25 protein-coding genes are annotated in these 25,607 nt (G+C 68.6%); 15 read left to right on the top strand and 10 right to left on the bottom strand.

Annotation, left to right across the window (positions count from 1 at the left end; genetic code table 11):
• Positions 1-96: 96 nt before the first annotated feature.
• Positions 97-2,043, bottom strand: coding sequence for a PhoX family protein (locus AC3WOB_RS16350; RefSeq protein ID WP_207466579.1), 1,947 nt, complete (start codon positions 2,041-2,043; stop codon positions 97-99).
• 199 nt (positions 2,044-2,242) lie between these two features.
• Here AC3WOB_RS16350 and AC3WOB_RS16345 point away from each other — a divergent pair, with 199 nt between their 5' ends.
• The 9 genes from AC3WOB_RS16345 to gspN all read left to right on the top strand — a co-directional run bounded on the left by AC3WOB_RS16345 (position 2,243) and on the right by gspN (position 7,969).
• Positions 2,243-2,677, top strand: coding sequence for a general secretion pathway protein GspC (locus tag AC3WOB_RS16345; RefSeq protein ID WP_207466581.1), 435 nt, complete (start codon positions 2,243-2,245; stop codon positions 2,675-2,677).
• A 133-nt stretch (positions 2,678-2,810) separates the two neighbouring features.
• Complete coding sequence (gene gspG / locus AC3WOB_RS16340; RefSeq protein WP_013393308.1) at positions 2,811-3,239, top strand: type II secretion system major pseudopilin GspG; 429 nt, start codon at positions 2,811-2,813, stop codon at positions 3,237-3,239.
• Positions 3,211-3,699 (top strand): type II secretion system minor pseudopilin GspH, encoded by a 489-nt coding sequence (gspH, locus tag AC3WOB_RS16335; RefSeq protein ID WP_492275619.1) that lies wholly within the window; start codon positions 3,211-3,213, stop codon positions 3,697-3,699. The genes gspG and gspH overlap by 29 nt, the downstream gene beginning before the upstream one ends.
• On the top strand, positions 3,686-4,087 hold the full coding sequence (gene gspI, locus AC3WOB_RS16330) for a type II secretion system minor pseudopilin GspI (RefSeq protein WP_492275618.1): 402 nt from the start codon (positions 3,686-3,688) through the stop codon (positions 4,085-4,087). The genes gspH and gspI overlap by 14 nt, the downstream gene beginning before the upstream one ends.
• A 2-nt stretch (positions 4,088-4,089) precedes the next feature.
• On the top strand, positions 4,090-4,695 hold the full coding sequence (locus tag AC3WOB_RS16325) for a PulJ/GspJ family protein (RefSeq protein WP_492275617.1): 606 nt from the start codon (positions 4,090-4,092) through the stop codon (positions 4,693-4,695).
• Positions 4,692-5,642, top strand: a complete 951-nt coding sequence (gene gspK / locus AC3WOB_RS16320; protein WP_207466588.1) for a type II secretion system minor pseudopilin GspK — start codon at positions 4,692-4,694, stop codon at positions 5,640-5,642. The genes AC3WOB_RS16325 and gspK overlap by 4 nt, the downstream gene beginning before the upstream one ends.
• A complete protein-coding gene (gspL, locus tag AC3WOB_RS16315; RefSeq protein WP_492275616.1) occupies positions 5,639-6,631 on the top strand; it encodes a type II secretion system protein GspL in 993 nt (330 codons plus the stop codon). Before gspK ends, gspL begins: the two co-directional genes overlap by 4 nt.
• Positions 6,628-7,215 (top strand): type II secretion system protein M, encoded by a 588-nt coding sequence (locus tag AC3WOB_RS16310; protein ID WP_207466590.1) that lies wholly within the window; start codon positions 6,628-6,630, stop codon positions 7,213-7,215. Before gspL ends, AC3WOB_RS16310 begins: the two co-directional genes overlap by 4 nt.
• A gap of 1 nt (position 7,216) precedes the next feature.
• Positions 7,217-7,969 carry a type II secretion system protein N gene (gene gspN, locus AC3WOB_RS16305; protein ID WP_492275615.1) on the top strand — a complete coding sequence of 251 codons (753 nt, stop codon included), beginning with the start codon at positions 7,217-7,219 and terminating at the stop codon, positions 7,967-7,969.
• A gap of 75 nt (positions 7,970-8,044) precedes the next feature.
• On the opposite strand, the gene gspE is transcribed toward gspN, so the two are convergent.
• The gene (gene gspE / locus AC3WOB_RS16300) at positions 8,045-9,472 is read right to left on the bottom strand and encodes a type II secretion system ATPase GspE (RefSeq protein ID WP_207466593.1); all 1,428 of its coding nucleotides are present in this window, start codon (positions 9,470-9,472) and stop codon (positions 8,045-8,047) included.
• Positions 9,469-11,841 carry a type II secretion system secretin GspD gene (gene gspD, locus AC3WOB_RS16295; RefSeq protein WP_492275614.1) on the bottom strand — a complete coding sequence of 791 codons (2,373 nt, stop codon included), beginning with the start codon at positions 11,839-11,841 and terminating at the stop codon, positions 9,469-9,471. The genes gspE and gspD overlap by 4 nt, the downstream gene beginning before the upstream one ends.
• Positions 11,842-12,017: 176 nt before the next feature.
• Here gspD and gspF point away from each other — a divergent pair, with 176 nt between their 5' ends.
• Positions 12,018-13,223, top strand: coding sequence for a type II secretion system inner membrane protein GspF (gene gspF, locus AC3WOB_RS16290; RefSeq protein WP_492275613.1), 1,206 nt, complete (start codon positions 12,018-12,020; stop codon positions 13,221-13,223).
• Between the two features lie 128 nt (positions 13,224-13,351).
• Here gspF and AC3WOB_RS16285 read toward each other — a convergent pair whose 3' ends face one another.
• The 3 genes from AC3WOB_RS16285 to AC3WOB_RS16275 form a co-directional block, all read right to left on the bottom strand.
• The gene (locus AC3WOB_RS16285) at positions 13,352-13,690 is read right to left on the bottom strand and encodes a P-II family nitrogen regulator (protein WP_013393295.1); all 339 of its coding nucleotides are present in this window, start codon (positions 13,688-13,690) and stop codon (positions 13,352-13,354) included.
• 129 nt (positions 13,691-13,819) lie between these two features.
• A complete protein-coding gene (locus AC3WOB_RS16280) occupies positions 13,820-15,877 on the bottom strand; it encodes an NAD(+) synthase (protein ID WP_492275612.1) in 2,058 nt (685 codons plus the stop codon).
• Positions 15,878-15,967: 90 nt separating this feature from the next.
• Positions 15,968-17,317: a mechanosensitive ion channel family protein gene (locus AC3WOB_RS16275; protein WP_492275611.1), complete on the bottom strand. Its 1,350-nt coding sequence runs from the start codon at positions 17,315-17,317 to the stop codon at positions 15,968-15,970.
• Between the two features lie 126 nt (positions 17,318-17,443).
• On the opposite strand from AC3WOB_RS16275, the gene argH reads away from it, so the two are divergent.
• On the top strand, positions 17,444-18,862 hold the full coding sequence (gene argH, locus AC3WOB_RS16270) for an argininosuccinate lyase (protein WP_013393292.1): 1,419 nt from the start codon (positions 17,444-17,446) through the stop codon (positions 18,860-18,862).
• An 87-nt stretch (positions 18,863-18,949) separates the two neighbouring features.
• On the opposite strand, the gene AC3WOB_RS16265 is transcribed toward argH, so the two are convergent.
• The 3 genes from AC3WOB_RS16265 to AC3WOB_RS16255 form a co-directional block, all read right to left on the bottom strand.
• Positions 18,950-19,369 (bottom strand): type II toxin-antitoxin system HicB family antitoxin, encoded by a 420-nt coding sequence (locus tag AC3WOB_RS16265; RefSeq protein ID WP_492275610.1) that lies wholly within the window; start codon positions 19,367-19,369, stop codon positions 18,950-18,952.
• Between the two features lie 76 nt (positions 19,370-19,445).
• Entirely contained in the window at positions 19,446-19,631 is a 186-nt protein-coding gene (locus AC3WOB_RS16260) for a type II toxin-antitoxin system HicA family toxin (RefSeq protein WP_119449491.1), read from the bottom strand.
• 163 nt (positions 19,632-19,794) lie between these two features.
• Complete coding sequence (locus tag AC3WOB_RS16255) at positions 19,795-20,703, bottom strand: LysR family transcriptional regulator (protein ID WP_492275609.1); 909 nt, start codon at positions 20,701-20,703, stop codon at positions 19,795-19,797.
• Between the two features lie 108 nt (positions 20,704-20,811).
• On the opposite strand from AC3WOB_RS16255, the gene AC3WOB_RS16250 reads away from it, so the two are divergent.
• Positions 20,812-22,005: an MFS transporter gene (locus AC3WOB_RS16250; protein ID WP_492275608.1), complete on the top strand. Its 1,194-nt coding sequence runs from the start codon at positions 20,812-20,814 to the stop codon at positions 22,003-22,005.
• 127 nt (positions 22,006-22,132) lie between these two features.
• Here the strand turns inward: AC3WOB_RS16250 and AC3WOB_RS16245 are convergent, their stop codons facing one another.
• Positions 22,133-22,948 (bottom strand): helix-turn-helix transcriptional regulator, encoded by an 816-nt coding sequence (locus AC3WOB_RS16245; RefSeq protein ID WP_492275607.1) that lies wholly within the window; start codon positions 22,946-22,948, stop codon positions 22,133-22,135.
• A 147-nt stretch (positions 22,949-23,095) separates the two neighbouring features.
• Between AC3WOB_RS16245 and AC3WOB_RS16240 the strand changes: the two genes are divergently transcribed.
• Genes AC3WOB_RS16240 through AC3WOB_RS16230 form a run of 3 tightly spaced genes read left to right on the top strand, consistent with a single transcriptional unit; the run spans position 23,096 to position 25,576 of the window.
• Positions 23,096-24,796 carry an FAD-dependent oxidoreductase gene (locus AC3WOB_RS16240; protein WP_492275606.1) on the top strand — a complete coding sequence of 567 codons (1,701 nt, stop codon included), beginning with the start codon at positions 23,096-23,098 and terminating at the stop codon, positions 24,794-24,796.
• Positions 24,771-24,977, top strand: a complete 207-nt coding sequence (locus AC3WOB_RS16235) for a DUF2783 domain-containing protein (RefSeq protein ID WP_088140018.1) — start codon at positions 24,771-24,773, stop codon at positions 24,975-24,977. Before AC3WOB_RS16240 ends, AC3WOB_RS16235 begins: the two co-directional genes overlap by 26 nt.
• Positions 24,974-25,576 (top strand): VOC family protein, encoded by a 603-nt coding sequence (locus AC3WOB_RS16230; protein WP_492275605.1) that lies wholly within the window; start codon positions 24,974-24,976, stop codon positions 25,574-25,576. The genes AC3WOB_RS16235 and AC3WOB_RS16230 overlap by 4 nt, the downstream gene beginning before the upstream one ends.
• Positions 25,577-25,607 lie beyond the last annotated feature (31 nt).

Raw genomic sequence — 25,607 nt, 5'->3', positions numbered from 1 at the left:
CCTGATCGACGGATCAGGATTCTTTTGCGCGGAATGCGCAAAAAAATAGCGGCTGCCCGAAGGAAGCCGCCCCGCGGCGAGAGGCAGGCCGCGAACCTAGGCGCCGATCTTGACGCCGGTCAGATAGCCCACCGACGCGCCGAAGCCGTCCTTGTAGTTGGCCTTGACCAAGGGCTCCAGCGTCGGCCGCACCACCGAGTGCACGCTTTGCCAGTCGGCCGCGTGCTGGAAGTTGCTGGTGATGTAGGTCCAGCCGTTGATCTCGTCCACCGCCTGCAAGCCGGTCGATTCCGCGGCCACCGGGCAGGACAGCAGGCGCGACAGCTGCTTGGTGTCGACGTTGTAGGCCCACAGGAAGTTGTTGACGTGGCCGCCGCTGTCCTCGCCCACGAACAGCGTGCGCAGCTTCTCCGAGAACTTGAGGTTGTCGGGGTTGGAGATCTTGTCGGCGGCGTGGGTGTTGCCCAGCGCGTCGCGCGCCGCCAGCACTACGCCTACCAGTTCCGGCACCGCCGCCATGTCCACCGGCACCCAGGCGCTGTCGATCGCCTTGCCCTCGGTATCGACCTGGCCTTCCTTCATGTGCAGCTGGTAGACCGCGCCGGCCGCCGGGCCTTCGACCTTGAAGCCGGGCGACAAGCCGTCGGTCATCGAGCTGTCCACGCGCGACATCGCGCTGTAGGCGATCTTATCCTTGACGTTGACGGTGGTGCCCTCCATCTTGGAGAAGGCCAGCGTGCCGCCGACCATGGCGGCGTAGCGGTGGGTTTCAAGGAAGGCCCCTGCCACGTTGCGGCCGGGCTGCAGCTTGACCCAATTGTCCTTGCCAGAATAGCGGATCTTGGTGAAAGCGGCATCCAGCGGATCGGCGGTGCGCACGTCCATGATGTCGGCGGCACTCAACTGGTCGGCCAGCGCCTGCACTTCGGCGCTGGTGGCGTGGCCCAGCTTGATCCAGCTCAGCGTGCCAGCGCCCGGGCCGGCACCCGAAGTCTGCGTCCATTTGGCGACATACAGCGTGCCGGAAGAAAGATCGGCCTTGCGGTCGGCCACGAACATGAACAGGCCGCCGTTGGTGGCGTCGTCGCCCATCAGCGCGGTGCGCTGGTCGGGCATGACCTGCACCAGTTCATGCGAGATGCGGCCCATGCAATAGTGCTTCTTGATGGTGCCGGTGCCATCCGGGTTGACGGTGACTTCGGGCATGTGGCCGTAGTGGTACGGATTGGCCTTGGCCGGATCGCCGTAGAGATTCTGGCTATAGGCCTGGAACGAGGTCGAAGCCTTGGCCGTGGTGGCGTCGGGCTCGTACTCTTCGCTGGACAGGTGGGTGTTCCAGGGCGACAGGCTGGCGCCACAGGTGATCCACAGGCCGTGCACCGACGAGGTATCCACGGTGTGGTACTTGACCAGGCTGAGCTTGCCCGTATTGGGGTCCTGCGACAGCGTCAGCACCGCGATCTGCGACGGCAGCAGGCCGTACATGTCCTTGCCGGCCTGGTCCATGGACTGGTATTCGAACTGCACCACCGCGTACAACGCATTGCCGGCCACGCCTGCCACCTTGGTCGGCTCCGACAGGGACAGCAGCGACATGCCGTCCGGACAGTTCGAGAAGAACTGCCGCGCCTTGGCGGGCACCGAGTTGTCGACGATGGGCGCGCCCGCCAGGTTGTAGTAGCCGCCGGCGATGACGTTGCCGCCCTTGCCGTCCGGAACGGGGTCGCCCGTCATGAAGAAAGGCTCGTAGCCCAATTCGACGCTGCGTTTGGAGCCGTCGCTGAAGGTCAGTTCCAGCGCCGAGGCGACCGTGGTGCGCGCCATCAATTCCGGCTGGGACAGCGAAGGCGCGGCCATGGAAGTGAAGGCGGCGGACTTGAAAGTGACCGGCGTGACGGGCGGCGCGCTGTCGTCATCGTCATCATCGCTGGAATTACAGCCGGCCAGCAGCGCGGCCAGGCTGACGCCGCCGATCGGCAGCATCGGCGCGCCTCCCAGCATTTTCAGGAGTCGGCGGCGATTGGCTTGGTTCAGGTCTTGCATGCGGGTGTTCCCTGTTGGAGAGGAGGTCTGCCCGGCTTGGGCATCCGGACTTGAGGGCATGCTAGACACGGGGCATGTACGAACGATGACAGGCAGCCGCGGCTGCCGAGGCCTGCGCGGATGCCGCAGGCCATCGCAAGCCTGTCATGTAGCAACGCTATAGTCGGCCGCGTCGCAACCCGCCCTGCCCACTCGTTCCATGCCCCTGTCCCTGCGCCCGACCCTGCCCGCCGCGTTCCGCGTACTTGCCGTGTTGGCCTTGGCCGCCGGCCTGGGCGTGTGGGCGTCGATCCTGCTCGCGCCGAAGGCTGGCGCCTTGCCTCCCGCGGTCTCGGCAGCTGCGCCGCGCGCCGCGGACAACACGCCGGTCGCGTTGTGGTTCGGCAAGGACGAGGCCATGCGCACGCAGATCACCGTGCTGGGCGTGATCGCCGCAGGCGCCGACGGCGCCGCCGTGCTCAGCATCGACGGCGGCCCGCCGCTGGCCTGGCGCACGGGCGGCGAAGTGGCCCCCGGCATCGTGCTGCGCGAGGTCGCCGCGGACGCGGTGACGGTGGAACAGGCCGGGCGCGCCAGCCGCCTGCCCGCCCCGGCCGCCCTGCCCGCGCCTGCCGGCATATCGCGCGAAAAATAGGCATCGCCGCGCTCGCGGCAATGCCTGCCCTGCGCGCGGCACGCGCCTGCGCGGATTTGGCCGCGCCGTGAGTATTGCTGTCATATTTCATGTCCACAATCCTCCGCTTCTACTGAAAGACCGGAGTCATCAAGTGCGTCAGCTACCGCGCGGGCTTGCCCGCCAGCAAGGTTTCACCCTGATCGAGATCATGGTGGTGATTGTGATCATGGGCATACTTGCGGCGCTGATCGTGCCCCGCGTGCTGGACCGCCCCGACCAGGCCCGCCAGGTCGCCGCGCGCCAGGACATCGCCGGCATCATGCAGGCGCTGAAGCTGTATCGCCTGGACAACGGCCGCTACCCCAACACCGCGCAGGGCTTGCGCGCGCTGGTGCAGAAACCCGACGGCGCGACCAACTGGCGCGGCTACCTGGACAAGTTGCCCAACGATCCCTGGGGCCATCCCTATCAATACCTGAGCCCTGGCGTCAAAGGCGATATCGATGTGTTCTCGTTCGGCGCCGACAACAAGCCCGGCGGAGAAAGCGGCGATGCCGACATCGGTTCCTGGGAACTCTGAGCGCGGCTTCACGCTGGTCGAAGTCCTGGTGGTGCTGGTGATCGTGGCGATCGCGGCCAGCATGGTGAGCCTGTCGGTGGGCCGCGGCGAAAACAGGCTGCGCGGCGACGCCCAGCGCCTGGCCGACGCCTTCACCGTGGCCCAGAGCGAAGCGCGCAGCGACGGCCGCGCCATCCGCTGGCTGGCCAACGGCCAAGGCTGGTCCTTCGAACGCCAGGGACGGCTGCCGGGCCTGAGCGCCGAGGAAGACCGACCCCTGCCGCCGGACCGGCTGGAACGCGACGAGGTGCTGCGTCCGCAAGCGTGGTCGGCTGCGCCGGTAGCGCTGCGGCTCGATCCGGACCGGCCGCTGGTGTTCAACACGGAATGGGTCGCCGCGCCCATCACGCTGACGTTGAGCGCGGGCGATGCCCGCGTCACTTTGCAGCGCGACGCCGCGGGCCGCTATGAAATTCAATAGGCCGCCCCGCCCGCCTGATCGACAGCGCGGATTCACGCTGATCGAAGTGCTGGTGGCCCTGGCCATCATCGCCGTCGCCATGGGCGCCGCCCTGCGCGCGACCGGAATCATGGCGGAAAACAACCGCGCCCTGCAGGACAAGACGCTGGCGCTGCTGGCCGCGCAGAACGCGCTGACCCAGCTGCGGCTGGAGCAGACCCTGCCGCGCGCGGGCACGCGCAGCGCGCCCTGTCCGCAAGGCGGCCGGGCCCTGCAATGCGAGATGGAGTTTACGAATTCGATGAACCGCAGCTTCCGCCAGGTATCGGTCAAGGTGCGCCATGCCGCCGGTCCGCAGGCGGACACCGTGCTGCTGCAGCTCGACGGCCTGCTGTCCAGCCTGCGATAGCCATGCGCCGCCCTCCCCGATCCCAAGCCGGCTTCACGCTGATCGAAGTGCTGGTGGCCCTGGCGCTGATGGCGCTGGTCAGCCTGATGGCCTGGCGCGGCCTGGCCAGCGTGTCCGGCGCCCGCGACCGCATCGAGCAACAGGCCGATGACATCGATGCCATCGTCCGCACGCTGGGCCAGATGGCGCGCGATGTCGAACTGTCCTACAGCGGCCCCGGCTTCGACCCGGCGGGCCTGGATGCGCAGGCCTACACCAGCGGCCTGCGCCTGCTGCGGCGCGCCAGCGGCGGCCCGGTGTTCGAGATCCTGCGCCCCGATCCCGACGGCAACGGCCTGTGGCAGCGCGTGCAATGGCAGGTGCGCAAGGACGGCCTGTGGCGCGCCAGCGGGCCGTCGGCGGCGCGCAGTCCGCTGCCGGCCGCGGGCGACGGCGTCCTGCTGCTGCCCGGCACGCAGGCCCTGAAACTGCGCGCCTGGGTGCCGGGGACCGGCTGGGTGGATGGCGAAGCCAGCCTGGCCGCCTCTCCCACCGGCCTGGAGATCGCGCTGGAGCGCGGCGCGCCCGCCGCTCCAGAGCGCTACACCCGCATGCTGGAGCTGCCATGAGCCCGGCTCGCCCGACCGGACGCGAACGCGGCGCCGCCGTGGTTAGCGCGCTCATCATCGTCGCCATCGTCGCGGCCTTGACCACCGGCCTGTTCCAGCGCCAGACCGCCAGCACGCGGCGCGTGGAAAACGAGATGGCGCGGGTCCAGGCGCGCGCCATGCTGGCGGGCGGCATAGACTGGGCCCGCCTGATCGTGCGCGACCACGGCAAGCGCGAATCGACCACCCGCGGCGACCAGATCTGGGCCACCCCGGTGCTGGACACCCGCATCGAGCGGCCCGGCGACGAGCGCGTCGCCGTGTTCTCCGGCCGCGTGCAGGACGAGCAAGGCAAGTACAACCTCTACAACCTGGCGAACAATGGCGTGCCGCAGCCCGAGCAGGAACTGGTGCTGCGCCGCCTGCTGAGCACCTTGCAGCTGCCGGACACGCTGGCCGCGCGCATGGTCGAGATCATGGCGGCCGCGCAGCCCGTGGCGCCCCCGGCGGATGCGCCCTCGGCGCCGCCGGGACGGCCGGCGCCCGACGCCCGCGCGCCCTTGCCGCGCGGCGTCGATGAAGTGGCGGCCCTGCTGGCGCTGGACCCGGCAGTGCGCAGCGAGCTGCGCCGCACGATGACGGTGCTGCCCGTCGCCACCAGCGTCAACGTCAACACCGCTCCCGCCGAAGTGCTTGCGGCGCTGGCGCCCGGCCTGTCGCTCAGCCAGGCCCGCTCGCTGGCGGGCGAGCGCGACCGCGGCAACTGGTTCAACAATGCCGGCGATTTCGCCAACCGCCTGGCCGGCGCGGGCGTCAAGACGCCCCCGCCCACGGTGGTCACCACCAGCGGCTGGTTCCTGGCCAGCGGCATCGTGGCCTACGAGCGCGCGCGCATCTCCATGCAGGCGCTGCTGCGCAGCTCGCCGCCCGCCGCTCCCGACACCCTATGGACTAGAGAAATTCCTTGAAAAACCTACTGCGCATCGCGCTGCCGCCGCTGGCCGAGTTCGGCGCCGGCTCTCTCCTACCGTATGCCTGGTTTGACCGGCGCGGCCGCTGCGCGCGCCAGGGCGAACTGACGCTCGAGGCCATTGGCCATGCCTATCCCCATGCCGCCTGCGAAGCCGTGCTGCATCCCGCCGACGTGATCGCGGCCAGCGTACAAATCCCCGCGGTGGCACGCGCCCGCTATGCGGCCGCGGTGCACAGCGCGCTGGAGCCGCTGGTGCTCAGCGACCTGGATACGCTGGCCATCGGCCATGGCCCGCGCGCCGCGGACGGCACCGTCGCGCTGGCCTGGGCCGCGCGCGAACCCGTGCGCCGCGCCTGGAGCCTGTTGAATGCCCAGGGCTTGCGCGCGCACGCGCTGATCGCGCCGCAAGCCCTGGGCGCCGACAGCACGGCGCCGCTGCGCGACCCTGCCGACCCGCGCTGGCAGGCTCCCACGCCGTCATGGTCGCTGGCCATGCCCCAACTGGCGCCGGCCCGCGTCTCGGCCTGGCGCCCCGTCTGGCGCTGGGGCGCGGCCGCCGCGCTGGTGTGGATAGGCGGGCTGAACCTGTACGCCTCGCAACTGCAATCGGAAGCCGACGCCTTGCGCGACGGCATGCGCGCGCAGGTGCTGGCCGCCTTTCCCGACCTGCCGGTGGTGCTGGACCCGCCGCGCCAGGCGCAGCAGGGCCTGGACGCGCTGCAGGCCAACCGGGGCGCGGCCAACGCCGCCGACTTCCTGCCCCTGGCGCGCGCCGCAGCCCAGGCCCTGCCCTTCGCCGCCGACAAGGTGGCCCGCCTGGGCTACGCCGAGCAGGCGCTGACGCTGCAGCTGGCCGACGCCGGCGAGCAATCGCAACGCGTGGCGGAAACGCCCGCGCTGATCCAGCAAGCCGCCGCACTGGGGCTGAAGCTCGAACGCGGCGATAACGACAACACCTGGCGCATCGTGCGCGCGCAACCATGAAACTCCCGCAAGCCCTGCATGCCGCCAGACAGTCGCTGGCCAAGACCCTCGCGCCCGCCCTGGCACACGCCGGCCGGCGCTACCAGGCGCTGGCGCCGCGCGAACGCCGGCTGGTCACTGCCGCCGGGCTGCTGCTGGGGTCGGCGCTGGTGTTCGTCACGCTGATCGAACCGCCCTTGAACACGCTGCGCAAGCTGCAAGCCGAACTGCCCGCGCTGCGCGGCCAGGCGGCCACGGTTGCCGACCTGACCGCGCAGGCCACGGCCTTGCGGCGCAAGTCCGCCGCCCCGGCGGGCGCCATGCCCAGCGCCGCCGAACTCGCCGCCTCGCTGGAACGCGCCGGGCTGTCGCCGGAACTATGGGCGCTGGGCCAGCCCGAGGGCGGTCCCGGCGTGCTGCTGACCCTGAAGCAGGCGCCGTCCTCGACCTTGCTGCGATGGCTGGATGGGGCGGCGCGCGACTGGGGCCTGGCGGTCAAAGAGGTGGAGCTCAGCCGCGCCACCAATGTCAACGGGCGGCCGCTGCCCGGCCTCGTCAATGGCAAAGTGAGCTTGATGGCGCCGCAAGCGCCGGAGCGCGGCTGAGATGCCTGGCTTCCGGCTTTCCAAACGTTCCGCCGCGCTGCTCCTGGCCGGCGCCGTCTGCGCCGCCGCGGCAGCCGTCACGGTCTTGCCCGCGCGTTGGCTGCTGGCCGTGCTGCCGGACAAGGCGCCGGTCGCGCTGGCCGACGCCAGCGGCACCTTGTGGCGCGGCAGCGCCTGGATCGCGCTGGGTCCGCCCGGCGCGCGCCGCATGCTGCCGCAGCCGGTGCAATGGCAATGGCGCTGGGACGCGCTCGCCCTGGAGATCTCGCATCCCTGGCTGCAAGGCCCCTTGCGCGCCACGCCCGGCTGGAACGGCGTATCCGTGCCGGCCCAGTCCCTGCGTGCGCCCGCCTCCATCCTGTCGGCGCTGGGCGCGCCCTGGAACACCATCGCGCCCCAAGGCACGCTGGAAATCCGCTGGCAGCCGCTGCGGCTGGGCGCGGCCTTGCCCGCCGGCCCGGTGGCCGAACTGCGCTGGCGCAACGCCAGCACCGCGCTGACACCGGTGGCGCCCGTAGGGTCGTATCTGCTGCGGGTGCAAGGCGGCAAGTCCGGCGCCACGCTGGCCTTGAGCACCGAAAGCGGCCTGCTGGACGTCACCGGCCAGGGCAGCGCGGGCGGGCGCGGCGGCCTGAAGTTCCAAGGGCAGGCAACCTACGCCGGCTCCGCGCGCGAAGCGGACCGGGCGGCGCTGGATGGACTGTTGTCGGCGCTGGGCAGGCGTTCGGGGGATATGGTGTCGTTCGGCACCTAAACGCAGCGACGCGTCGCTAACGCTCCCGCCCTCAGCAGGGGCCTGTCCACGCCTAAAAGGCGCGTGGAACAGGTCCTAGGCGTCCCGCGTGACCCGCAGGATCTCCTCCGGCGAGGTCTGCCCGCTGTCGACCCAACGCTGCCCGTCCTCGCGCATGGTCCGCATGCCGGACGCGGCGGCCGCGCGCCGCAGTTCGCGTTCGTCGCGCCCTTCGTGGATCAGCCGGCGCGCCTCGTCGTCGACCGTGAAGAGTTCGTGGATGCCGGAGCGCCCGCTGTAGCCCGTATGGTTGCAGGCATCGCAGCCCACGGGATGGAACACGCGCGCACCGTCCTGCATGGCGGGCTTCTTGCAGGCCGGGCAGAGCTTGCGCACCAGGCGCTGCGCCAGCACGCCCAAGAGCGACGACGCCAGCAGGAAGGGTTCCACGCCCATGTCGGTAAGCCGGGTCACGGCGGACACCGAGTCGTTGGTATGCAGCGTGGCCAGCACCAGGTGGCCCGTCAGCGAGGCTTGCACCGCGATCTGCGCGGTCTCCAGGTCGCGGATTTCGCCGATCATGATGACGTCGGGGTCCTGCCGCAGGATGGCGCGCAGGGCCAGCGCGAAGCTCATATCGATCTTGGCGTTGACCTGTGTCTGGCTGATGCCGGACAGGTCGTATTCGATCGGATCCTCGACCGTGAGGATGTTGCTGGTGGACGCGTCCAGGCGGCTCAGCGCCGCGTACAGCGTAGTGGTCTTGCCGCTGCCGGTCGGCCCCGTTACCAGCACGATGCCGTGCGGCTGGCGGATCAGGCGGTCCAGCTGGGCCAGCACGCCCGCGTCCATGCCCAGCTTCTCCAGCTGCAGGCGCCCGGCCTCCTTGTCCAGCAGGCGCAGCACGGCGCGTTCGCCATGCCCGGTGGGCAAGGTGGAGACGCGCACGTCTATCGGCCGCCCGCCCACGCGCAGCGCGATGCGGCCGTCCTGCGGCAGGCGTTTTTCGGCAATATCCAGGTGCGCCATGATCTTGATGCGCGAGATCAGCGCGGCATGCAGCGCCTTGCGCGGCGACACCACGTCGCGCAGGGTGCCATCGACCCGGTAGCGCACCACCGAGTGGGTCTCGAAGGGTTCGATGTGGATGTCGCTGGCGCCGTCGCGCGCGGCCTGCGCAAACAGCGCGTTGATCATGCGGATCACGGGCGCGTCGTCCTGGGCCTCCAGCAGGTCCGCCACTTCCGGCATGTCCTGCATCAGGCGGTCCAGGTCGATCTCGTTCTCGGCCACGCCCATGACCGAGGCCGCGTCTTCCGAATGGCTGTAGGCCGCGGTCAGCAGGGTTTCCAGCGCCTCGTCCTCGATCTGCGCCAGCTCGATGTCGCCGTGGCAGCGCCGAATCTCGCGCACCGCCCATTCCGGCGTGCGCGGACTGACGGTCAGCCGGGCCTGGCCGCCGCGCAGCGACAGCACCGCGCGCTGCGCCCGGGCCCAGGCATAAGGCAAGGGGTGCGCGCTCATAGCAGCGTATCGGGATCCACGGCCACGCTATGCATCAGCGTGCGTGACACGCGGATGGCCTCCGAAGCGTCGCGCGCAGACTCCGTGCCGGGATACTGGCGTACCGCGAAGGACTGCGCCGTGACCGGCGCCGGCCGGCGCAGCGTTTCGGCCTGCTGTTCCGGGCGGAGGTCGTAGGCGTTGTTGGACACCGAAGGCGCGGAGCCCGGCGGCGGCAGCATCGGCGCCTGCATGTCTGGCAGCGCCCAGTGCTGGCCTGGCTGCACGGCCGCCTGCGCGCGGCGCATATAGTCGTAGCGGTCCATGGTGACACCAGCTGTGCGGTTGGCGTCGCGCACCACGTAGGGGCGCAGGAACACCATCAGATTGGTCTTGGTGCGCTTGCGCGAATCGTAGCGGAACAGCGAGCCGATCACGGGCAAGGATCCCAGGAGCGGCACGCTGTTGGTGGAAAGCGTCACGTTGTCTTCCAGCAGGCCGCCCAGCACGATGATCTGGCCGTCGTCGATCAGCACGCTGGTATCGATGGCGCGCTTGTTGGTCACGATGCCGGTGGTGGCGTTGGAGCGGCTTTCGTCGATGCTGCTGACTTCCTGGTAGATGTCCAGTTTGACCGCGCCGCCTTCGGAAATCTGCGGGCGGATGTTCAGCTTCAGGCCCACGTCCTCGCGTTCGATGGTCTGGAACGGATTGGTGCTGCCGTTGCTGCCCGAGGTCACGTACTGCCCGGTCACGAAAGGCACGGTCTTGCCCACCAGGATGCTGGCCGACTGGTTGTCCAGCGTCAGCAGGTTGGGCGTGGACAGGATGTTGGCTTCGCCGGTGTTCTCCATCGCGCGCGCCAGCACGCCCAGGTTGATCACCTTGTTGCCCAGCACGTCGACGGTGCCCTTGACCACCCCCAGGGTCAGGCCGCTGCCGATGCCGTCGATGGTGGTCGGGCCCTTGCCGGTGATGCCGCTGCCGCCCAGGTTGGTGCCGCCGATGAAGCTGGTGCCGTCGCTGTTGATGTTGCCAGCGCCCGTCATCCACTGGATGCCGAACTCCGCCGCCTTGGCCTCGCTGACTTCGACGATCAGGCTTTCCACCAGCACCTGGGCGCGGCGCTGGTCGAGCTGGTCGATGACCTCGCGCAGGCTGCGGTACAGCGGTTCGGGGGCCGAGATGATGAGCGAGTTGGTGGCCGGATCGGCCTGGATGGTGGCGCCGCCCGCCGAATACGAGACGGCCTGCGTGCTGTTGTCTTCCCGCGAGATGCGTTCCTGCTCGCCCGACAGTCCGCCCTTGTTCGAACCGGACATGCCGGCCATGCCCTGCCCCGCCTGGGCAGCCATGCCAGCCGCCGCGTTCTGCGTGCGCGCGCCGCCCTGGGCGCCCGCGCCGCCGCTGGCGCCACCGCTAGCGCCAGGCGCGGAATTCGCCTGCCCGGTCAGCAGCCCGCCCAGCACTTCGGCGATGCGCGTGGCCTGCGCGTTGCGCATGTAGACCACGTGCAGGTTGCCCGCGCGGTTCTGTTGCGCGTCCAGCTTCATGATCAGGTCACGCGCCAGCCGCGTGCGCGCCGGGCTGCCGGAGCGCACCAGCACGCTGTTGCTGCGCGGATCGGCCACCACGGCGATGCGCTGCGTGGGGTCGCTGCTTTGCGTGTCCAGCAGCTGCGAAGCAAGGATGGCGATGTCGGTGGCGATGGCCGAACGCACCGGCACCACGTCCGTGTCGATCGAACTGGGCACGTCGATGCGCGCGATGACCTGGGCGATCCGCTCCAGGTTGTCGGCGTAGTCCGTGACCACCAGCGTGTTGTTGCCGGGATAGGCGTTGATAGGGTTATTGGGCGGCACCATGGGCCGTAGCACCGGCACCAGATTGGCCGCGTTCTCGTACTTCAGCGGGAACACCCGGGTCAGCATTTCGCCGCTGCTGCCCTTGGCGAACGCGGACACAGGCACCGGCCCGCGGCCCGCGCCGCCGGCCTGCGCGCCGCCCACCGCTTGCGCGGGGCGGCCATTGCCTACCACCGCGCTGCCCTGCAGCTTGGCGTCGGCCTCGGGTACCACGCGCGTCACGCCATCCACATCGACGATGGCGAAGCCCTGCAGGCGCAACGCACCCGTCAGCATGGACAGCGCCTGCGCGCTGTCCACCGGCCGGTCCGACACCAGCGTGAGCTTGCCCTTGACGCGCGGATCCACCAGGAAGTTGCGCTGCGTGAACAAGGACAGCGCGCGCAGCACGGCGGGGATATCGGTGTCGACGAAATTCAGACTGACGCGATTGTCGGTCTGTTGAGCGTGAACCGTGCTGGCCGCGGGTCCGAGCTGGCTTGCGGCGAGCAGTACCGCAAGGCTGAATTGCGCAATGTGACGCATGACGGGATAGGTGCCTGAAACGTGAAATCGTGTGAAAAAACGTGAAAGCGCGTCGGAGTATACGTGGTGACAGTGCAACACTACGGTCATAATCCGCAGGCATCGTAGCGGCCTTGAAACCCTTTAAATTCGGGGCTTTGCGCGTTTTTCAAACGTGCGCGGCCGATGCTTTCCAGATGCCTTCCTTTCGCTACGAAGCCACCGACGCCTTGGGCAAGATCGTGCGCGGCACGATCGACGCCGACAGCGAGCGCGGCGCCCGCAATCAGCTGCGCGGGCGCGGGCTGCTGCCGCTGTCTACCTCCCTCGCGGCGCGCGCCGAAGGGTTCGGCGCCGCGCTGCGCACGCGCCTGTCGGACGCCGACCTGGCCTGGCTCACGCGCCAGCTCGCCAGCCTGCTGGCCGCGAGCCTGCCGCTGGACGCGGCCCTGAGCGCCACGCTGGAACAGGCCGAGAAAAAACACATCGCCGCCGTCCTGGGCGGCGTGCGCGACGACGTGCGCGCGGGCCATAAGCTGTCGACCGCGCTGGCGGCGCGGCCGCGCGATTTCCCCGAGATCTACCGCGCGCTGATCGGCGCCGGCGAGGAATCGGGCGATCTCGCGCAGGTGATGGAGAAGCTGGCGGACTACATCGAGGAACGCAACGCCTTGCGCAGCAAGGTGCTGACCGCGTTCATCTATCCGGCGGTGGTGGCCTGCGTGTCGGTGATCATCGTGATCTTCCTGCTGGGCTATGTGGTGCCGCAGGTGGTGTCGGCGTTCAGCCAGGCCAAGCAGGAGCTGCCGCTCTTGACGCGCATCATGCTGGCGCTGTCGGACTATGTGCGCGAATGGGGCGTGGCTACTGGCGCCGCGCTGGCGGCCGCGGTCGCGTTGTGGCGTTACGCGTTGCGCGCGCCCGCGGCGCGGCGCGCCTGGCATGCGCGCGTGCTGCGGCTGCCCCTGGCCGGGCGCTTCGTGCTGGGCGTGAACGCCGCGCGCTTCGCGTCCACGCTGGCGATACTTTCAGGCAGCGGCGTGGCGCTGCTGACGGCGCTGGAGGCCGCGCGCCGCACCCTGGGCAACGACGTGCTGCGCCAGGCCGTGGATGAAGCCTCGGCGCGCGTGCGCGAAGGCGCGCCGCTATCGGCGTCGCTGGGCGCTCAAAAAGTATTTCCGTCGCTGCTGGTGCATCTGATCGCCAGCGGCGAGAAGACCGGCCGCCTGCCCGAGCTGCTGGACCGCGGCGCGCAGAACCTGTCGCGCGACCTGGAGCGGCGCGCCATGGCCATGACGGCCCTGCTGGAACCGGCGCTGATACTGCTGATGGGGGGCTTCGTGCTGCTGATCGTGCTGGCGGTGATGAGCCCGATCCTGGAAATGAATCAGCTGATTCGTTAGGCGCGGAAATGATTTGCGGGTGTTGGGGCAGCATGAACCTTGCTGCCCCAACACCCGCAAAATCAAGCCCGGGCCTCGCGGCTGCCGGCAGGCCCAGCCTGTCCGCTCAGCCGCAATTCCCGTGGAATTTACAGCGCCTCTTCGTCGCTCTCGCCCGTGCGGATGCGGATGGCTTGTTCAACCGGCGTGACGAAGATCTTGCCGTCGCCGATCTTGCCAGTGCGGGCGGCCTTGACCACGGCTTCGATGGCGGCTTCGACCTGGCTGTCGGGCAGCACCACTTCGACGCGGATCTTGGGCAGGAAGTCCACCACGTATTCGGCGCCACGGTAAAGCTCGGTATGGCCTTTCTGGCGGCCGAAACCCTTGACTTCGGTAACGGTCAGGCCGCTGACGCCGACTTCGGCCAGCGCTTCGCGGACTTCGTCGAGCTTGAAGGGTTTGATGATGGCGGTGACTTGTTTCACGTTGGTCGTCCTGGGTGTTTGATCTGTTGCGGCACCCTGGCTAGGCATGGCCGCAGGGCGCGTTGGATAAGAGAATACCACCCGCCAGGGAGCCCAAATACCGGGTTCCCCCTTGGCGGGAAATCCCGGTCAGGCTTCGTCGGGTATGCGCTCGGCGTCGCGCATCCACACCACCGACTCGGAATCGCTGGGCGCGCGCCAGTCGCCGCGCGGCGACAGCGAACCGCCGGAGCCGACCTTGGGCGCATTGGGCACGCAGCTGCGCTTGAACTGGCTGAGACGGAAGAAGCGGTCCAGGAATATCTTCAGGTTGCGCTTGATGGCCGCCAGATCGTACTGGTTGCGGGCCACGTGGCCGCCCTCGGGCCAGGCGCCGGCCTCGCGGTCGCGCCAGGCCGCCAGCGCCAGGAAAGCCACCTTGGTCGGCGCGAAGCCGTAGCGCAGCGTGTAGTACAGGTTGAAGTCCTGCAGCTCGTAGGGACCGATGCTGTCTTCGCTTTTCTGCACCGGCTTGTCGTCCGCGCCGCCAGGCACCAATTCGGGGCTGACGTCGGTGCCCAGCACGTCCAGCAGCACCTGCGCCCCCTCCTCGCCAAGGCGGCCGGATTCGGCCACCCAGCGCACCAGGTGGGTAATGAGCGTCTTGGGCACGCTGGCGTTGACGCTGTAGTGCGACATGTGGTCGCCCACGCCGTAGGTGCACCAGCCCAGCGCCAATTCGCTCAGGTCGCCGGTGCCGATGACGATGGCGTGGTTGAAGTTCGCGATGCGAAACAGGTGGTTGGTGCGCTCGCCGGCCTGCACGTTCTCGAAGGTGATGTCGTAGACCGGCTTGCCGTCCGCATAGGGATGGCCCAGGTCCTTGAGCATCTGCAGGCAGCTGGGCCGGATGTCGATCTCGGAGGCCGTGCATCCCACCACCTCCATCAGCTTGCGCGCCTGCTGCAGCGTGCGCGAGCTGGTGGCGAAGCCCGGCATGGTGACGGCCAGGATATTGGAGCGCGGCAGTTCCAGCGCATCCATGGCTTTGGCGCAGACCAGCAGCGCATGGGTTGAATCCAGTCCGCCGGAAATACCGATGACGACCTTGGACATGCCGCTGGCCGACAGGCGCTGGACCAGGGCCTGCACCTGAATGCTGTAGACCTCCTTGCAGCGGGCGTCGCGGCGCTGCGGGTCGGCCGGCACATAGGGGAAGCGCGCCACGCGCCGCTCCAGCGGCAGTTCGGCGTCTTCCAGCGGCGGATTCACGGGCACCGCCACGCTGCGGAACTTGCGGACTTCGTCCTGGTGGCGGCGCACCGACTGGCCGAAGGTGGTCTGGCGCATGCGTTCGCGCGACAGGCGTTCCAGGTCCACGTCCGAGAACAACAGGTGGGAGTGGCCGAGGAAGCGTTCCGATTCGCCCAGCAGTTCGCCGTTTTCGTAAATGAGCGCCTGGCCGTCCCAGGCCATGTCGGTAGAGGACTCGCCCCGCCCGGCGGAGGTGTACATATAGGCCGACAGGCAGCGCGCCGACTGCTGCGCGACCAGCTGGTGGCGGTAGTCGGACTTGCCGACCACGATGTTGGAGGCCGACAGGTTGACCAGCACCGTGGCGCCCGCCAGCGCGGCGAAGGAGGACGGCGGGATCGGCACCCAGACGTCCTCGCAGATTTCGACGTGGAACTGGAACAGCGGCAGCTTTTCCATCTGGAAGATCAGCTCGGACCCGAAAGGCACGGTCTGGCCCAGCAGGCTGATCTCGGAAACGATGGCGCAATCCCCGGCGCTGAACTGGCGCGCTTCGTAGAATTCGCCGTAGTTGGGCAGATAGCTCTTGGGCACCACGCCCAGCACGCGGCCGCCGGCGGCGACCACGGCGCAGTTGAATAGCTGGTGGGCCACGCGCAGCGGCGCGCCGACGACGACGGCGATGTCCATCTCGGCCGTGGCCGCGACCACCCGCGCCAGCGCTTCCTCGCATTCGTCCAGCAAGGCCTTCTGGTGGAACAGGTCGTCGCAGGTGTAGGCGGACAGGCCCAGCTCGGGAAACGCAGCCAGCACCGCCCCGCCCTGGGCGGCCTGCTGCGCCAGCGCAATGGTCTGGGCGGCATTGAACGCGGGGTCCGCGACCTTGCATTCGGGCACGCCGACGGCGACCCGGGCAAAGCCGTGGGAATACAGGTTGAAGAACGGGTTCGACATCGGGTCTATCGCCTGGGATTTCAACGCCTGGATTATCTCACGGGGCCACCCGCCGGCCCCGCCCGGACGCCCCGCCGCGCCCGCTGTCCGCTAGCGCGGCATCTTGGCGTCGGTCAGGCCGTGCTCCAACGGCGCGGCCAAGCCGGGGCGAGCGCCGTCGGCGGCCAGCGCGGCCTGCAAGGCGCCCTCGCGCAGATGAGCGCCCATCGCGCCGATATCGGCGCCGGACGGCTGCTGGTACAGGCGCAGGCCCAGTTCAGGCAGGATGGCCAGCAGATGGTCGAAGATGTCGCCCTGGATGCGTTCGTACTCGACCCAGGCGGTAACCGCCGTAAAGCAATAGACCTCGACCGGAATGCCCTCGGAGGTGGGCTCCATCATGCGCACCATCATGGCCATGTCCTGACGGACCTCGGGATTCTGCTTCAGGTAGGCCAGCGCATAGGCCCGCAAGGTGCCGATATTGGTCAGGCGGCGGCGGTTGGCCGGCACGCTGGCCAGCTCGCCCATGGTCTGGTTGGCCTGGGCGATGTCGTGGGTCTTGGCCTGCAGGTAGTCGTGCAGCAGGCGGAAACGCATCAGCCGCTGCGCTTCGTCGTCGCTCAGGAAGCGCACGCTGGCCGAATCGATGCGGAGGGTGCGCTTGATGCGGCGCCCGCCCGATTCGAACATGTGGCGGTAGTTGCGGTAGCTTTCCGAGAACAGCTTGTAGGTGGGCACCGTGGTGACGGTGTTGTCCCAGTTCTGCACCTTGACCGTGTGCAGGGCGATGTCCTTGACGAAGCCGTCGGCGTTGGACTGCGGCATCTCGATCCAGTCGCCGATGCGCAGCATGTCGTTGCTGGTCAGCTGGGTGCTGGCCACCAGCGACAGCAGCGTGTCCTTGAACACCAGCAGCAGCACCGCGGACAGCGCGCCCAGGCCGGAGATCATCCAGAGCGGCGAACGGTCAATCAGGATGGAAAGCACCAAAACGGTGCATACCGCCATCAGGATCAGCTTGCCGATCTGGATATAGCCCTTGATGGAGCGGGTCTGCGCGCGCGTGGTGGCGGAATAGGTGTCCTGCCAGGCGCTCAGCACCCCGGAAAACGCCACGAACACGCAGATCCAGGCGCCGGCGTGCGCCAGCCGCCCGACAATGGTCACCGCCCGCTCGACGTGCGGCACCAGGTCTATGCCCAGCGACACCACCGCGAATGGCACGGCGTACCAGAGGTTCTGATAGGCGCGGCGGCGTTGCAGGGCCTTATCCCAGTCGCCGCGGCCGCTCAGCACCAGCACGCGGTGCGCCAGCAGCAGCACGACCCGGGCCACGACCCACTGGACGAATAGCGCGGCCAGGATCAGCGCGCCGATCCCGATCAAAGTCTGCGCCCAGGCTTCGCGCGGCAGATGGGTATCCAATTGGGTGACCAGCTCTTCCCATTCCAGGGGCATAGGCTCTCTTCCTGCTCTAAGGTCTTGAAACTAATCCAGGATTATCCGACAAAGGCCCGCTCAGAGGGTTCGCCGCCAGCAGGCGCGCCACCCGGCGCCACGCCAGGGCCTATAATTCCGCCCATCATGGCAAACACTCCCTCCCCCGATCAAAACCAGTTCGCCAACAAGGCGCAGGCCTGGTCCGCCCGGTTCTCGGAACCGGTTTCCGAACTCGTCAAGCGCTATACGGCGTCCGTGGATTTCGACAAGCGCCTGGCGCGCTACGACATCCAGGGCTCGCTCGCGCATGCGGACATGCTGGCCGCCCAGGGCATCATCGGCGCCCAGGACCTGGCCGACATCCAGCGCGGCATGACCCAGATCCTGTCCGAAATCGACGCCGGCAGCTTCCAATGGCTGCTCGACCTCGAAGACGTGCACCTGAACATCGAAAAGCGCCTGGTGGAGCTGGTGGGCGACGCGGGCAAGCGCCTGCACACCGGCCGTTCGCGCAACGACCAGGTCGCCACCGACATCCGCCTGTGGCTGCGCGCTGAAATCGACAACCTGCTGGACCTGCTGCGCCAGCTGCGCCGCGCCCTGGCCACGGTGGCGCTGGAACACGCCGGCACCATCATGCCCGGCTTCACGCACCTGCAAGTGGCCCAGCCGGTCACCTTCGGCCACCACCTGCTGGCCTATGCGGAAATGTTCGGCCGCGACGCCGAGCGCCTGGCGGACTGCCGCCGCCGCGTGAACCGCCTGCCGCTGGGCGCCGCCGCCCTGGCCGGCACGTCCTACCCGATCGACCGCGAGCGCGTCGCCAAGACCCTGGGCTTTGACGGCGTCTGCCGCAATTCGCTGGACGCCGTGTCCGACCGCGACTTCGCCATCGAATTCTGCGCCGCCGGCGCGCTGATCATGACGCACGTCTCGCGCCTGTCCGAAGAGCTGGTGCTCTGGATGAGCCCGCGCGTGGGCTTCATCGACCTGGCCGACCGCTTCTGCACCGGCAGCTCGATCATGCCGCAGAAAAAGAACCCCGACGTGCCCGAGCTGGCCCGCGGCAAGACCGGCCGCGTCAACGGCCACCTGGTCGCCCTGCTGACCCTGATGAAGGGCCAGCCCCTGGCCTACAACAAGGACAACCAGGAAGACAAGGAAGGCCTGTTCGACACCGTCGACACCGTGCGCGACACGCTGACGATCTTTGCGGACATGGCCGGCGGCATCAAGGTCAAGGCCGACAACATGCGCGCCGCCGCCTTGCAAGGCTTCGCCACCGCCACCGACCTGGCCGACTACCTGGTCAAGCGCGGCATACCTTTCCGCGACGCCCACGAAGTGGTGGCCCACGCGGTCCGCGACTGCGAACAGCGCGGCTGCGACCTGGCCGACCTGTCGCTGGACGAGCTCAAGGCCTACCACGCCAGCATCGGCGACGACGTGCACCAGGTGCTGACCCTGGAAGGCTCCGTCGCGGCCCGCAAGCACGTGGGTGGCACCGCCCCCGAGCGCGTGGCCGAGGAAGCGAAGCGCGTGCTGCAGGAAACGGCGGAGTAAGGCTGGTTTTCTCCGACGCAAGATGATCGGCCCCGATTTATCGGGGCCGATTTTCATTGGAGCGCGGGACTTGCCCAGATACCAGCCTCAGGCGATCGACACGTCCAGGCGGCGCCCAAGCTGTCCGAGGGCGGATTCGACTTGCTCGATCCGGGAAGCATGCCGCACGTTCAGCAAGCGGTCCACTTGCGGCATATGAACCCCCATGCGCCTTGCCAACTCGGCCTTGCGCACTCCCTGCAAAATCATCTCGTTCGACAGAAAGACCTTGCTGGTGATCAAGGCAGGCAAGATTACCGACGCCTGGCCCTTGGCCGGCTTGGAGGGCATGGGAATGGGGCGGCGCGCCTCGAAATAGATCTCCAGCGCCGCCTCGAGCGCCTCTTCGGCATTGATCGCCGCCTCGTCGACGTCCTGCCCCACGGACAGCGCTTCTGGAATATCAGGAAACCGGACTAACCACGTATCGTTGGTGTCGCGAGTCAGGGTGTAGGGATAGGTCAGCATTCAGGTTTCCCGTTTGATGAATGTGCCAGGCAGGACTGTCCGCGTGACGCGCATCCGGTGTGCAGAATGCGCAACGTCATTTCAAACCGAGCTGCTTCTTGATTTCGCTTTCCAGATGCTTGCCCATTTCCTTGGACCCGTGATGTGGAAAGATCGTTGTCACGCCGTTCAAGGTAACCCGATAGTGGCTGCTGCCTGATTTGTGCGGCACGAACACCGCCCCTTGCCGTTCCAGCCATCTCTTGAATTCGCTGTATTTCATGACCGATGGTCGCGGCCTGATCGAGCATAAACAAAAATGTTGAATAAATAAACAGAAGTGTTTACCCCAGCCACTATCCTCCCGCCCATGAGCGTAGAAGGCCGCGGCGCAAGGCGGGGCTCGACTGGCTCTTTTTCAGACCGAGCGATGTTGCGGCTGCCCGCTAGGCGATACTCAGCGCTTCCCCCAGCATCTCCACCACCGCATCCACCTTGGGCAGCAGCTTCTTGCTCAGCGGCCACACCAAATACAAGGGCAAGCCCTCGGCAGCCAGTTGCGGCAGCACTTCGACCACCCGGCCGTCGCGCAAGGCGTCGGCCCCGAGCCAGGTCGCCAACTGCGCGATGCCGAAGCCGGCGGCGACGGCGTCGACCTGGGCTTCGGCGCTGTCCAGCGTCATGACGCCATCCACCGGCCGCAGGCTGGCGGGTCCCGCGCCCTGCACGATCCGCCAGACCGGGGGTTCTCCGTCCGCGCGCCCGTAGGCCACGGCGTCATGCTGGGCCAGATCGTCGGCCGTGAGCGGCGTGCCGCGGCGCGCCAGATATTGCGGCGAGGCGCAGAAAATCACGCGCTCCGAGCCCAGATAGCGGTGGCCCAGGCCGGGCGCCCACTGCGGCGGCCCGCCGATGCGCACGGCCACGTCTATGCCCTCGTCGGCCAGATCGACGAAACGGTCCGTGAACGACACGCATGGCCGCAACTGCGGATGCCGCTGGGCGAATTGCAACAGCAGCGGCAGCGCCACCCGGCGGCCGAAGGTCGCGGGCAGGTCCACGCGCAGCCGGCCGACGGGTTCCTGGCGCTGCGCCGCCAGCACTGCCTCGGCGTCCTGCAATTCGGCCAGCACGCGCACGCAGGTGCGGTAGTAGGCGCTGCCCGCGTCCGTCAGGGCCAGGCGACGGGTGCTGCGCTCGAACAGGCGGGTACGCAGGCGGGCCTCCAGCCGGGCGACGCTTTTTCCCACGGCCGAGGCAGTAAGGTGGAGCCGGTCGGCGGCGGCGGTGAAGCTGCCGGCGTCCGCGGTGGTGACGAAGGCTTCGATGCCTTTGAGGCGTTCGGATGGGATCATGGCGGCGATGATTAAGGAATCAGATTCCTTAATTTATGGAAAACATACCTGAGATAAGAAATTCTATCTCCAATATCGTTCAAGACCGTATTCCTCTTGAACCCATCCATGCTCGAATCCTCCCTCGCCTCCCCATCCGTCCCGGCCCGCTCCAGCGCGCTTTCCATCGGCATCCTCGCTGTCGCGGCTTTCGTCATCGTTTCCACGGAATTTTTAATCGTGGGGCTGCTGCCCGAGCTGGCCCGCGACCTGTCCATCTCCGTTTCCGCCGCGGGCCAGCTCGTGACCCTGTTCGCGTTCACGGTGATGCTGTCGGGGCCCTTGCTGACGGCGGCGGTATCGCACCTGGAGCGCAAGCGCCTGTTCGTGGCGATCCTGCTGGTCTTCGCCGCCTCCAACGCGCTGGCCGCGGCCGCGCCCAACATCTGGGTGCTGGCGTTGGCGCGCTTCATTCCGGCGCTGGCGCTGCCGGTGTTCTGGGGCACGGCCAGCGAAGCCGCCGCACAGCTGGCGGGCCCGCGCCACGCCGGGCAGGCGGTGGCGCGCGTGTACCTGGGGATTTCCGCCGCCTTGCTGTTCGGCATTCCGCTGGGCACGCTGGCCGCCACGTCGATAGGCTGGCGCGGCAGCTTCTGGGGGCTGGCCGCGCTGTCGCTGGCGCTGGCCGCGCTGATGCTGGCCTGCATGCCGGCCTTGCCGTGCCCGCCGCGCGTCGGCTTGCGCGAGCAGGCGCGCATTCTGCGGAATCCGCGCATGCTGGCCCATATCGGGCTGTCCGTGGCGGTGTTCACCGCGATGTTCGCTGCCTATACCTATCTGGCCGACGTGCTGGAACGCATCGCGGGCGTGCCGCCGGCGCAAGTGGGATGGTGGCTGATGGGCTTTGGCGCGGCGGGGCTGGCGGGCAATTGGCTGGGCGGACTGGCGGCGGACCGCAATCCCTTGGCCGCGACTTTGGCGTTCACCCTGCTGCTGGGCCTGGGCATGATGGCCGCCATACCCCTGGCTTCCTCGCTTGCCGGATTACTGCCGGCGCTGGCCGCGTGGAGCATCGCCAATACGGCCCTGTATCCGGTGTGCCAGGTGCGTGTGATGAAAGTGGCGCCGCAAGCCCAGGCCATGGCGGGCACGCTCAACGTGTCGGCGGCCAATGCCGGCATTGGCGCCGGCGCCATGCTGGGCGGCTTCGCCATCGCGCAGTGGGGCCTGGGCAGCGTGGGCTATGTGGCTGGCGCCGTGGCGCTGCTGGCGGCGCTGGCGGTTCCCGCCATCGCCCGGTTACGGCCATCCGCAGCAGCCTGATCCCGGCCAATGCGGACGATGCCTGGCGCCCGCGAGCCGCCGGCATGCAGGCGACGGCCAGCGGCCGCTGGCCCCAGGCATATCGGCCGTGCTCAGCGGCCACCAGCCTCAGGCTTGCAGCCGAACCTCAACGGCCGCCGGCCTCGGCCGTACAGGCCGGCGCGGCGCATGCCGCGGGCGCCTTGATCAGGAACTCCTTCAGGCTGGCCACGTTGTTCTTCTTGAAGATGCGGTTCTTGTAGGTCACCACGGTGGTGGGCGACAGGCCCAGCTCGCGCCCCACCTCTTTGGCGGTATGGCCCTGGCGCAGCAGGTCCGCCACCTGGACTTCGCGCAGCGACAGGCCGCTGCACCAGGAGGCCGCGCGTGTCGGTTCCGGTTCCGCTTCCGCGCGGCACAGTTGATGATGCCGCCGCGCCAGCGCGATCAGCAAGGGCGCGCGCCCGCGCATCAGTTCGGCCGCGTCCGCTGAATGGGTGCGCGAAAAGTACAGGTTCAGGTAGCTGATGCCCTCGTCGCGGCAGCCGATGAGCGAAATCTTGCTGGCGAAGCCGGGGCGCTCGAACAGCAGGCGGCGGTACTCGTCGTCCGCGATGCGTTCCGGGGAGGCCGTCTGCACGACCAGGTCGGGATGATGGCCGGGGCGGCAGGCCATGTCGCGCAGCAGGCCGTAGTTGGGATCGCGCCGGTAGAACTCGTTGTCCACGAACACATTGGTGGTCCATTCGATCAGGGACTGGTTCAGCAGGCTGGCCGCCGACGAATACTGCACCAGGCCTTCGTGGCCGTAGAACACGTGCGACACGTGGTCGGCGGCCACGGTTTCGCGCAGCGCCAGCAGCAGCGCGGCGTGGAACATCGGGCCGCCCAGGTCCATGACGGCGGACTCGGCCCAGCGGTCCGGCCCCCCGCCCGCGGGCATCGGGTTGTGTGTCTCTTCCATGGTGTCGTTTTCCCCGCTTGCGCGTGTTTTCCCGATTCTAAGGTCATCCTCCGCCGCCGCGGTGTCCTCTCCCGTGAGGACATGACGGGCGCGCGCGGCGCTCCTAGAGTGAGGCCTGCAACAAACCACATCGAACTAGGGAAAACGATGAAAGAGCTTCCCATCTACCCATACGTCAGGCCCGATGAAATGGACCGCCCGCGCCGCGAGCCGCATCCGGTGGCCGTCGTGGGGGCCGGGCTGACCGGCCTGACGCTGGCCCTGGATCTGGTGCGGCGCGGCATCCCCGTGGTCGTGCTGGACGACGACAACACTGTGGGCGTGCGCGGCCTGGCTTCGCGCGGCATGGTCTGGGCGCAGCGCACGCTGGACATCTTCGACCGCCTCGGCATGGCTGGCGACGTGGTCGGCAAGGGCGTGCGCTGGAACGTGGGCCGGGTGCTGTGCCGCGACCTGGCGGTCGCGTCCTTCACGCTGCAGGACCAGCCCGACATGCGCCACAACGGCTTCGTCAACCTGCAGCAGTACTACCTGGAAGCCTTCCTGGTGGATGCGCTGATGCGCGAGCCGCTGGCCGAGCTGCGCTGGCTGAACCGCGTTGCTGGCATCGAACCGCAAGCCGCAGGCCCGGCGACCTTGCAAGTGGAGACGCCCGACGGCGCCTACGCCTGCCGCGCGCAATGGGTGGTCGCCTGCGACGGCGCCAAGAGCGCGGTGCGCGGCATGCTGGGCCTGAGCCCGCGCGTCTACGACCAGACCGAGGACCGCTGGATCATCATCGACATCGTGTTGCGCGACACCACCTGGCCGGAGGAACGCTGGACCTGGCTGGACGCGCGCAGCAACCATGGCCGCGCGGTCTGGCGCCACAAGATGGCCGACGACACCTGGCGGCTGGACTTCCAGCTGCGCCCGGACGAAGACCCGGCCGAGGCGGCCACGGACGCGGCCATGCGCCAGCGCGTCTGGGACCTGCTGGGCGAGCGCGTGGAATTCGACATTGCCTGGCATGGCGTCTGGGCCTACCGCCATGAATGCCTGGACAGCCTGCGCCATGGCCGGGTGCTGTTCGCGGGCGATTCGGCCCATCTGGTGGCGCCCTTCGGCGCGCGCGGCGGCAACGGCGGCATCCAGGACGCAGACAACCTGGGCTGGAAGCTGGCCCTGTTGCTGCAAGGCCGCGCCGGCGACTCGCTGCTGGATACCTATAGCGCCGAGCGCAAGCACGCGGCAATGGAGAACATCCGCCAGGCGCGCCGCTCCTCGCGCTTCGTTTACCCGGGCGCTGCCCGCTCCGCCGCGCTGTGGCGCGACGCCATCATCGACCTGGCGCCGCGCCACGCCGTCGCCGCCCGCATGATCAACACCGGCCGCCTGTGCATGCCGGCCGTCTATCCCGCTTCAGCGCTGGCTTGCGGCTCCCATGCGCTGGCCGGGCGCGCGCTGCCCAACGTGGTGTTGCGGCAGGCGGATGGCCTGACCTTGCACAGCCTGCTCGGTCCCTGGTTCACCGTCCTGGTGTTCGGCGATGCCTTGCCGCCCGGCGCGCAGGACGGCGACGGCCTGGTGCGCTGGGTCGCGGTCGGGCCGCTGTGCGACGAGCGCGGACGCGCCGCCCTGGCGCACCAGCTCGGGCAGGCGCTGGACGGCGAGGCCTGGCTGCTGCGGCCCGACCAGCATGTCATGGCGGCCGCCACGCCCGAGACCGGCGATCCCGAGGCCATGCTGGCCTGGGTCGCCGCCGCGCTGGATGCTCCCGGCGCCTGTCCCGAAACCCTGCCCGAGGCCCGCGGCCTCTACCGCTCAACCGGAGGCGCCAGCCATGCCGCTATCCCAGCAACAGCTTGACGACCTGCTAGAGCGCCTGATCGCGCTGACCAACGTGCCCGACCCGGCGGCCCAGCGCGACAGCCTGGCCCGGCTGTCGCTGCTGCTCATCGAAGCCGTGGACGACGCGGCCCGCGTGCAGGCGGCGGTCGACGAAATGCTGGCGGCCCAGCCCGGCTCGCCCGCCTTGAACATTCCATGAACCACGGAGACGGCGCCATGACGCTGCAACACCCCCCCGCCTGCCCCGCCATCCAGGGCCTGCACCACTTCGCCTGGCGCTGCCGCGATGCCGAGGAAACCCGCCATTTCTATGAAGACATCCTCGGCCTGCCGCTGGTGCACGTGGTCAAGGAGGAACGCGTGCCTTCCACCGGCGAGCATTGCCCCTTCGTGCACCTGTTCTTCGAGTTCGCCGACGGATCGCACATTGCCTTCTTCGACCTGGGCGACAACGGCCAGAGCCAGCCCGACCCCGCCACGCCGCGCTGGGTCAACCACTTCGCCATGGAAATCCGCGGCGAAGCCGAACTGGAGCGCATGCGCCAGCGGCTGCAGTCCCACGGCGTCGAGGTAGTGGGGCCGACCGACCACCACTTCATCCGCTCGATCTATTTCTTCGATCCCAACGGCATCCGCCTCGAACTGACCCTGCGCCTGCCCGTGGCCGACTACGTCGCCCGCAAGCGCCGCAGCGCCCATGACGACCTGGCCGCCTGGACCCGCGACAAGGCCGCCGGGCTGATGCCCGGCGCCACCGGCACCAGCAGCCAGCAGCGCAGCCAGGCCCACGCCGGCTGAGCCGCCCCACTTTCCATCCATTAAAGGAACA

The sequence above is a fragment of the Achromobacter sp. FW305-C-30-7 genome (assembly GCF_058783105.1).
Note: the sequence above shows the minus strand (reverse complement) of the source record. Positions and strands in the feature narration are given on the sequence as shown.

Bases quoted from the DNA above. Each gene is read 5' to 3' on its own strand.
- AC3WOB_RS16350 (WP_207466579.1), bottom strand. From the start codon at position 2,043: ATGCAAGACCTGAACCAAGCCAATCGCCGCCGACTCCTGAAAATGCTG.
- AC3WOB_RS16345 (WP_207466581.1), top strand. From the start codon at position 2,243: ATGCCCCTGTCCCTGCGCCCGACCCTGCCCGCCGCGTTCCGCGTACTT.
- gspH (WP_492275619.1), top strand. From the start codon at position 3,211: ATGCCGACATCGGTTCCTGGGAACTCTGAGCGCGGCTTCACGCTGGTC.
- gspI (WP_492275618.1), top strand. From the start codon at position 3,686: ATGAAATTCAATAGGCCGCCCCGCCCGCCTGATCGACAGCGCGGATTC.
- AC3WOB_RS16325 (WP_492275617.1), top strand. From the start codon at position 4,090: ATGCGCCGCCCTCCCCGATCCCAAGCCGGCTTCACGCTGATCGAAGTG.
- gspK (WP_207466588.1), top strand. From the start codon at position 4,692: ATGAGCCCGGCTCGCCCGACCGGACGCGAACGCGGCGCCGCCGTGGTT.
- AC3WOB_RS16310 (WP_207466590.1), top strand. From the start codon at position 6,628: ATGAAACTCCCGCAAGCCCTGCATGCCGCCAGACAGTCGCTGGCCAAG.
- gspN (WP_492275615.1), top strand. From the start codon at position 7,217: ATGCCTGGCTTCCGGCTTTCCAAACGTTCCGCCGCGCTGCTCCTGGCC.
- gspE (WP_207466593.1), bottom strand. From the start codon at position 9,472: ATGAGCGCGCACCCCTTGCCTTATGCCTGGGCCCGGGCGCAGCGCGCG.
- gspD (WP_492275614.1), bottom strand. From the start codon at position 11,841: ATGCGTCACATTGCGCAATTCAGCCTTGCGGTACTGCTCGCCGCAAGC.
- gspF (WP_492275613.1), top strand. From the start codon at position 12,018: ATGCCTTCCTTTCGCTACGAAGCCACCGACGCCTTGGGCAAGATCGTG.
- AC3WOB_RS16280 (WP_492275612.1), bottom strand. From the start codon at position 15,877: ATGTCGAACCCGTTCTTCAACCTGTATTCCCACGGCTTTGCCCGGGTC.
- AC3WOB_RS16275 (WP_492275611.1), bottom strand. From the start codon at position 17,317: ATGCCCCTGGAATGGGAAGAGCTGGTCACCCAATTGGATACCCATCTG.
- argH (WP_013393292.1), top strand. From the start codon at position 17,444: ATGGCAAACACTCCCTCCCCCGATCAAAACCAGTTCGCCAACAAGGCG.
- AC3WOB_RS16265 (WP_492275610.1), bottom strand. From the start codon at position 19,369: ATGCTGACCTATCCCTACACCCTGACTCGCGACACCAACGATACGTGG.
- AC3WOB_RS16260 (WP_119449491.1), bottom strand. From the start codon at position 19,631: ATGAAATACAGCGAATTCAAGAGATGGCTGGAACGGCAAGGGGCGGTG.
- AC3WOB_RS16255 (WP_492275609.1), bottom strand. From the start codon at position 20,703: ATGATCCCATCCGAACGCCTCAAAGGCATCGAAGCCTTCGTCACCACC.
- AC3WOB_RS16250 (WP_492275608.1), top strand. From the start codon at position 20,812: ATGCTCGAATCCTCCCTCGCCTCCCCATCCGTCCCGGCCCGCTCCAGC.
- AC3WOB_RS16245 (WP_492275607.1), bottom strand. From the start codon at position 22,948: ATGGAAGAGACACACAACCCGATGCCCGCGGGCGGGGGGCCGGACCGC.
- AC3WOB_RS16240 (WP_492275606.1), top strand. From the start codon at position 23,096: ATGAAAGAGCTTCCCATCTACCCATACGTCAGGCCCGATGAAATGGAC.
- AC3WOB_RS16235 (WP_088140018.1), top strand. From the start codon at position 24,771: ATGCCGCTATCCCAGCAACAGCTTGACGACCTGCTAGAGCGCCTGATC.
- AC3WOB_RS16230 (WP_492275605.1), top strand. From the start codon at position 24,974: ATGAACCACGGAGACGGCGCCATGACGCTGCAACACCCCCCCGCCTGC.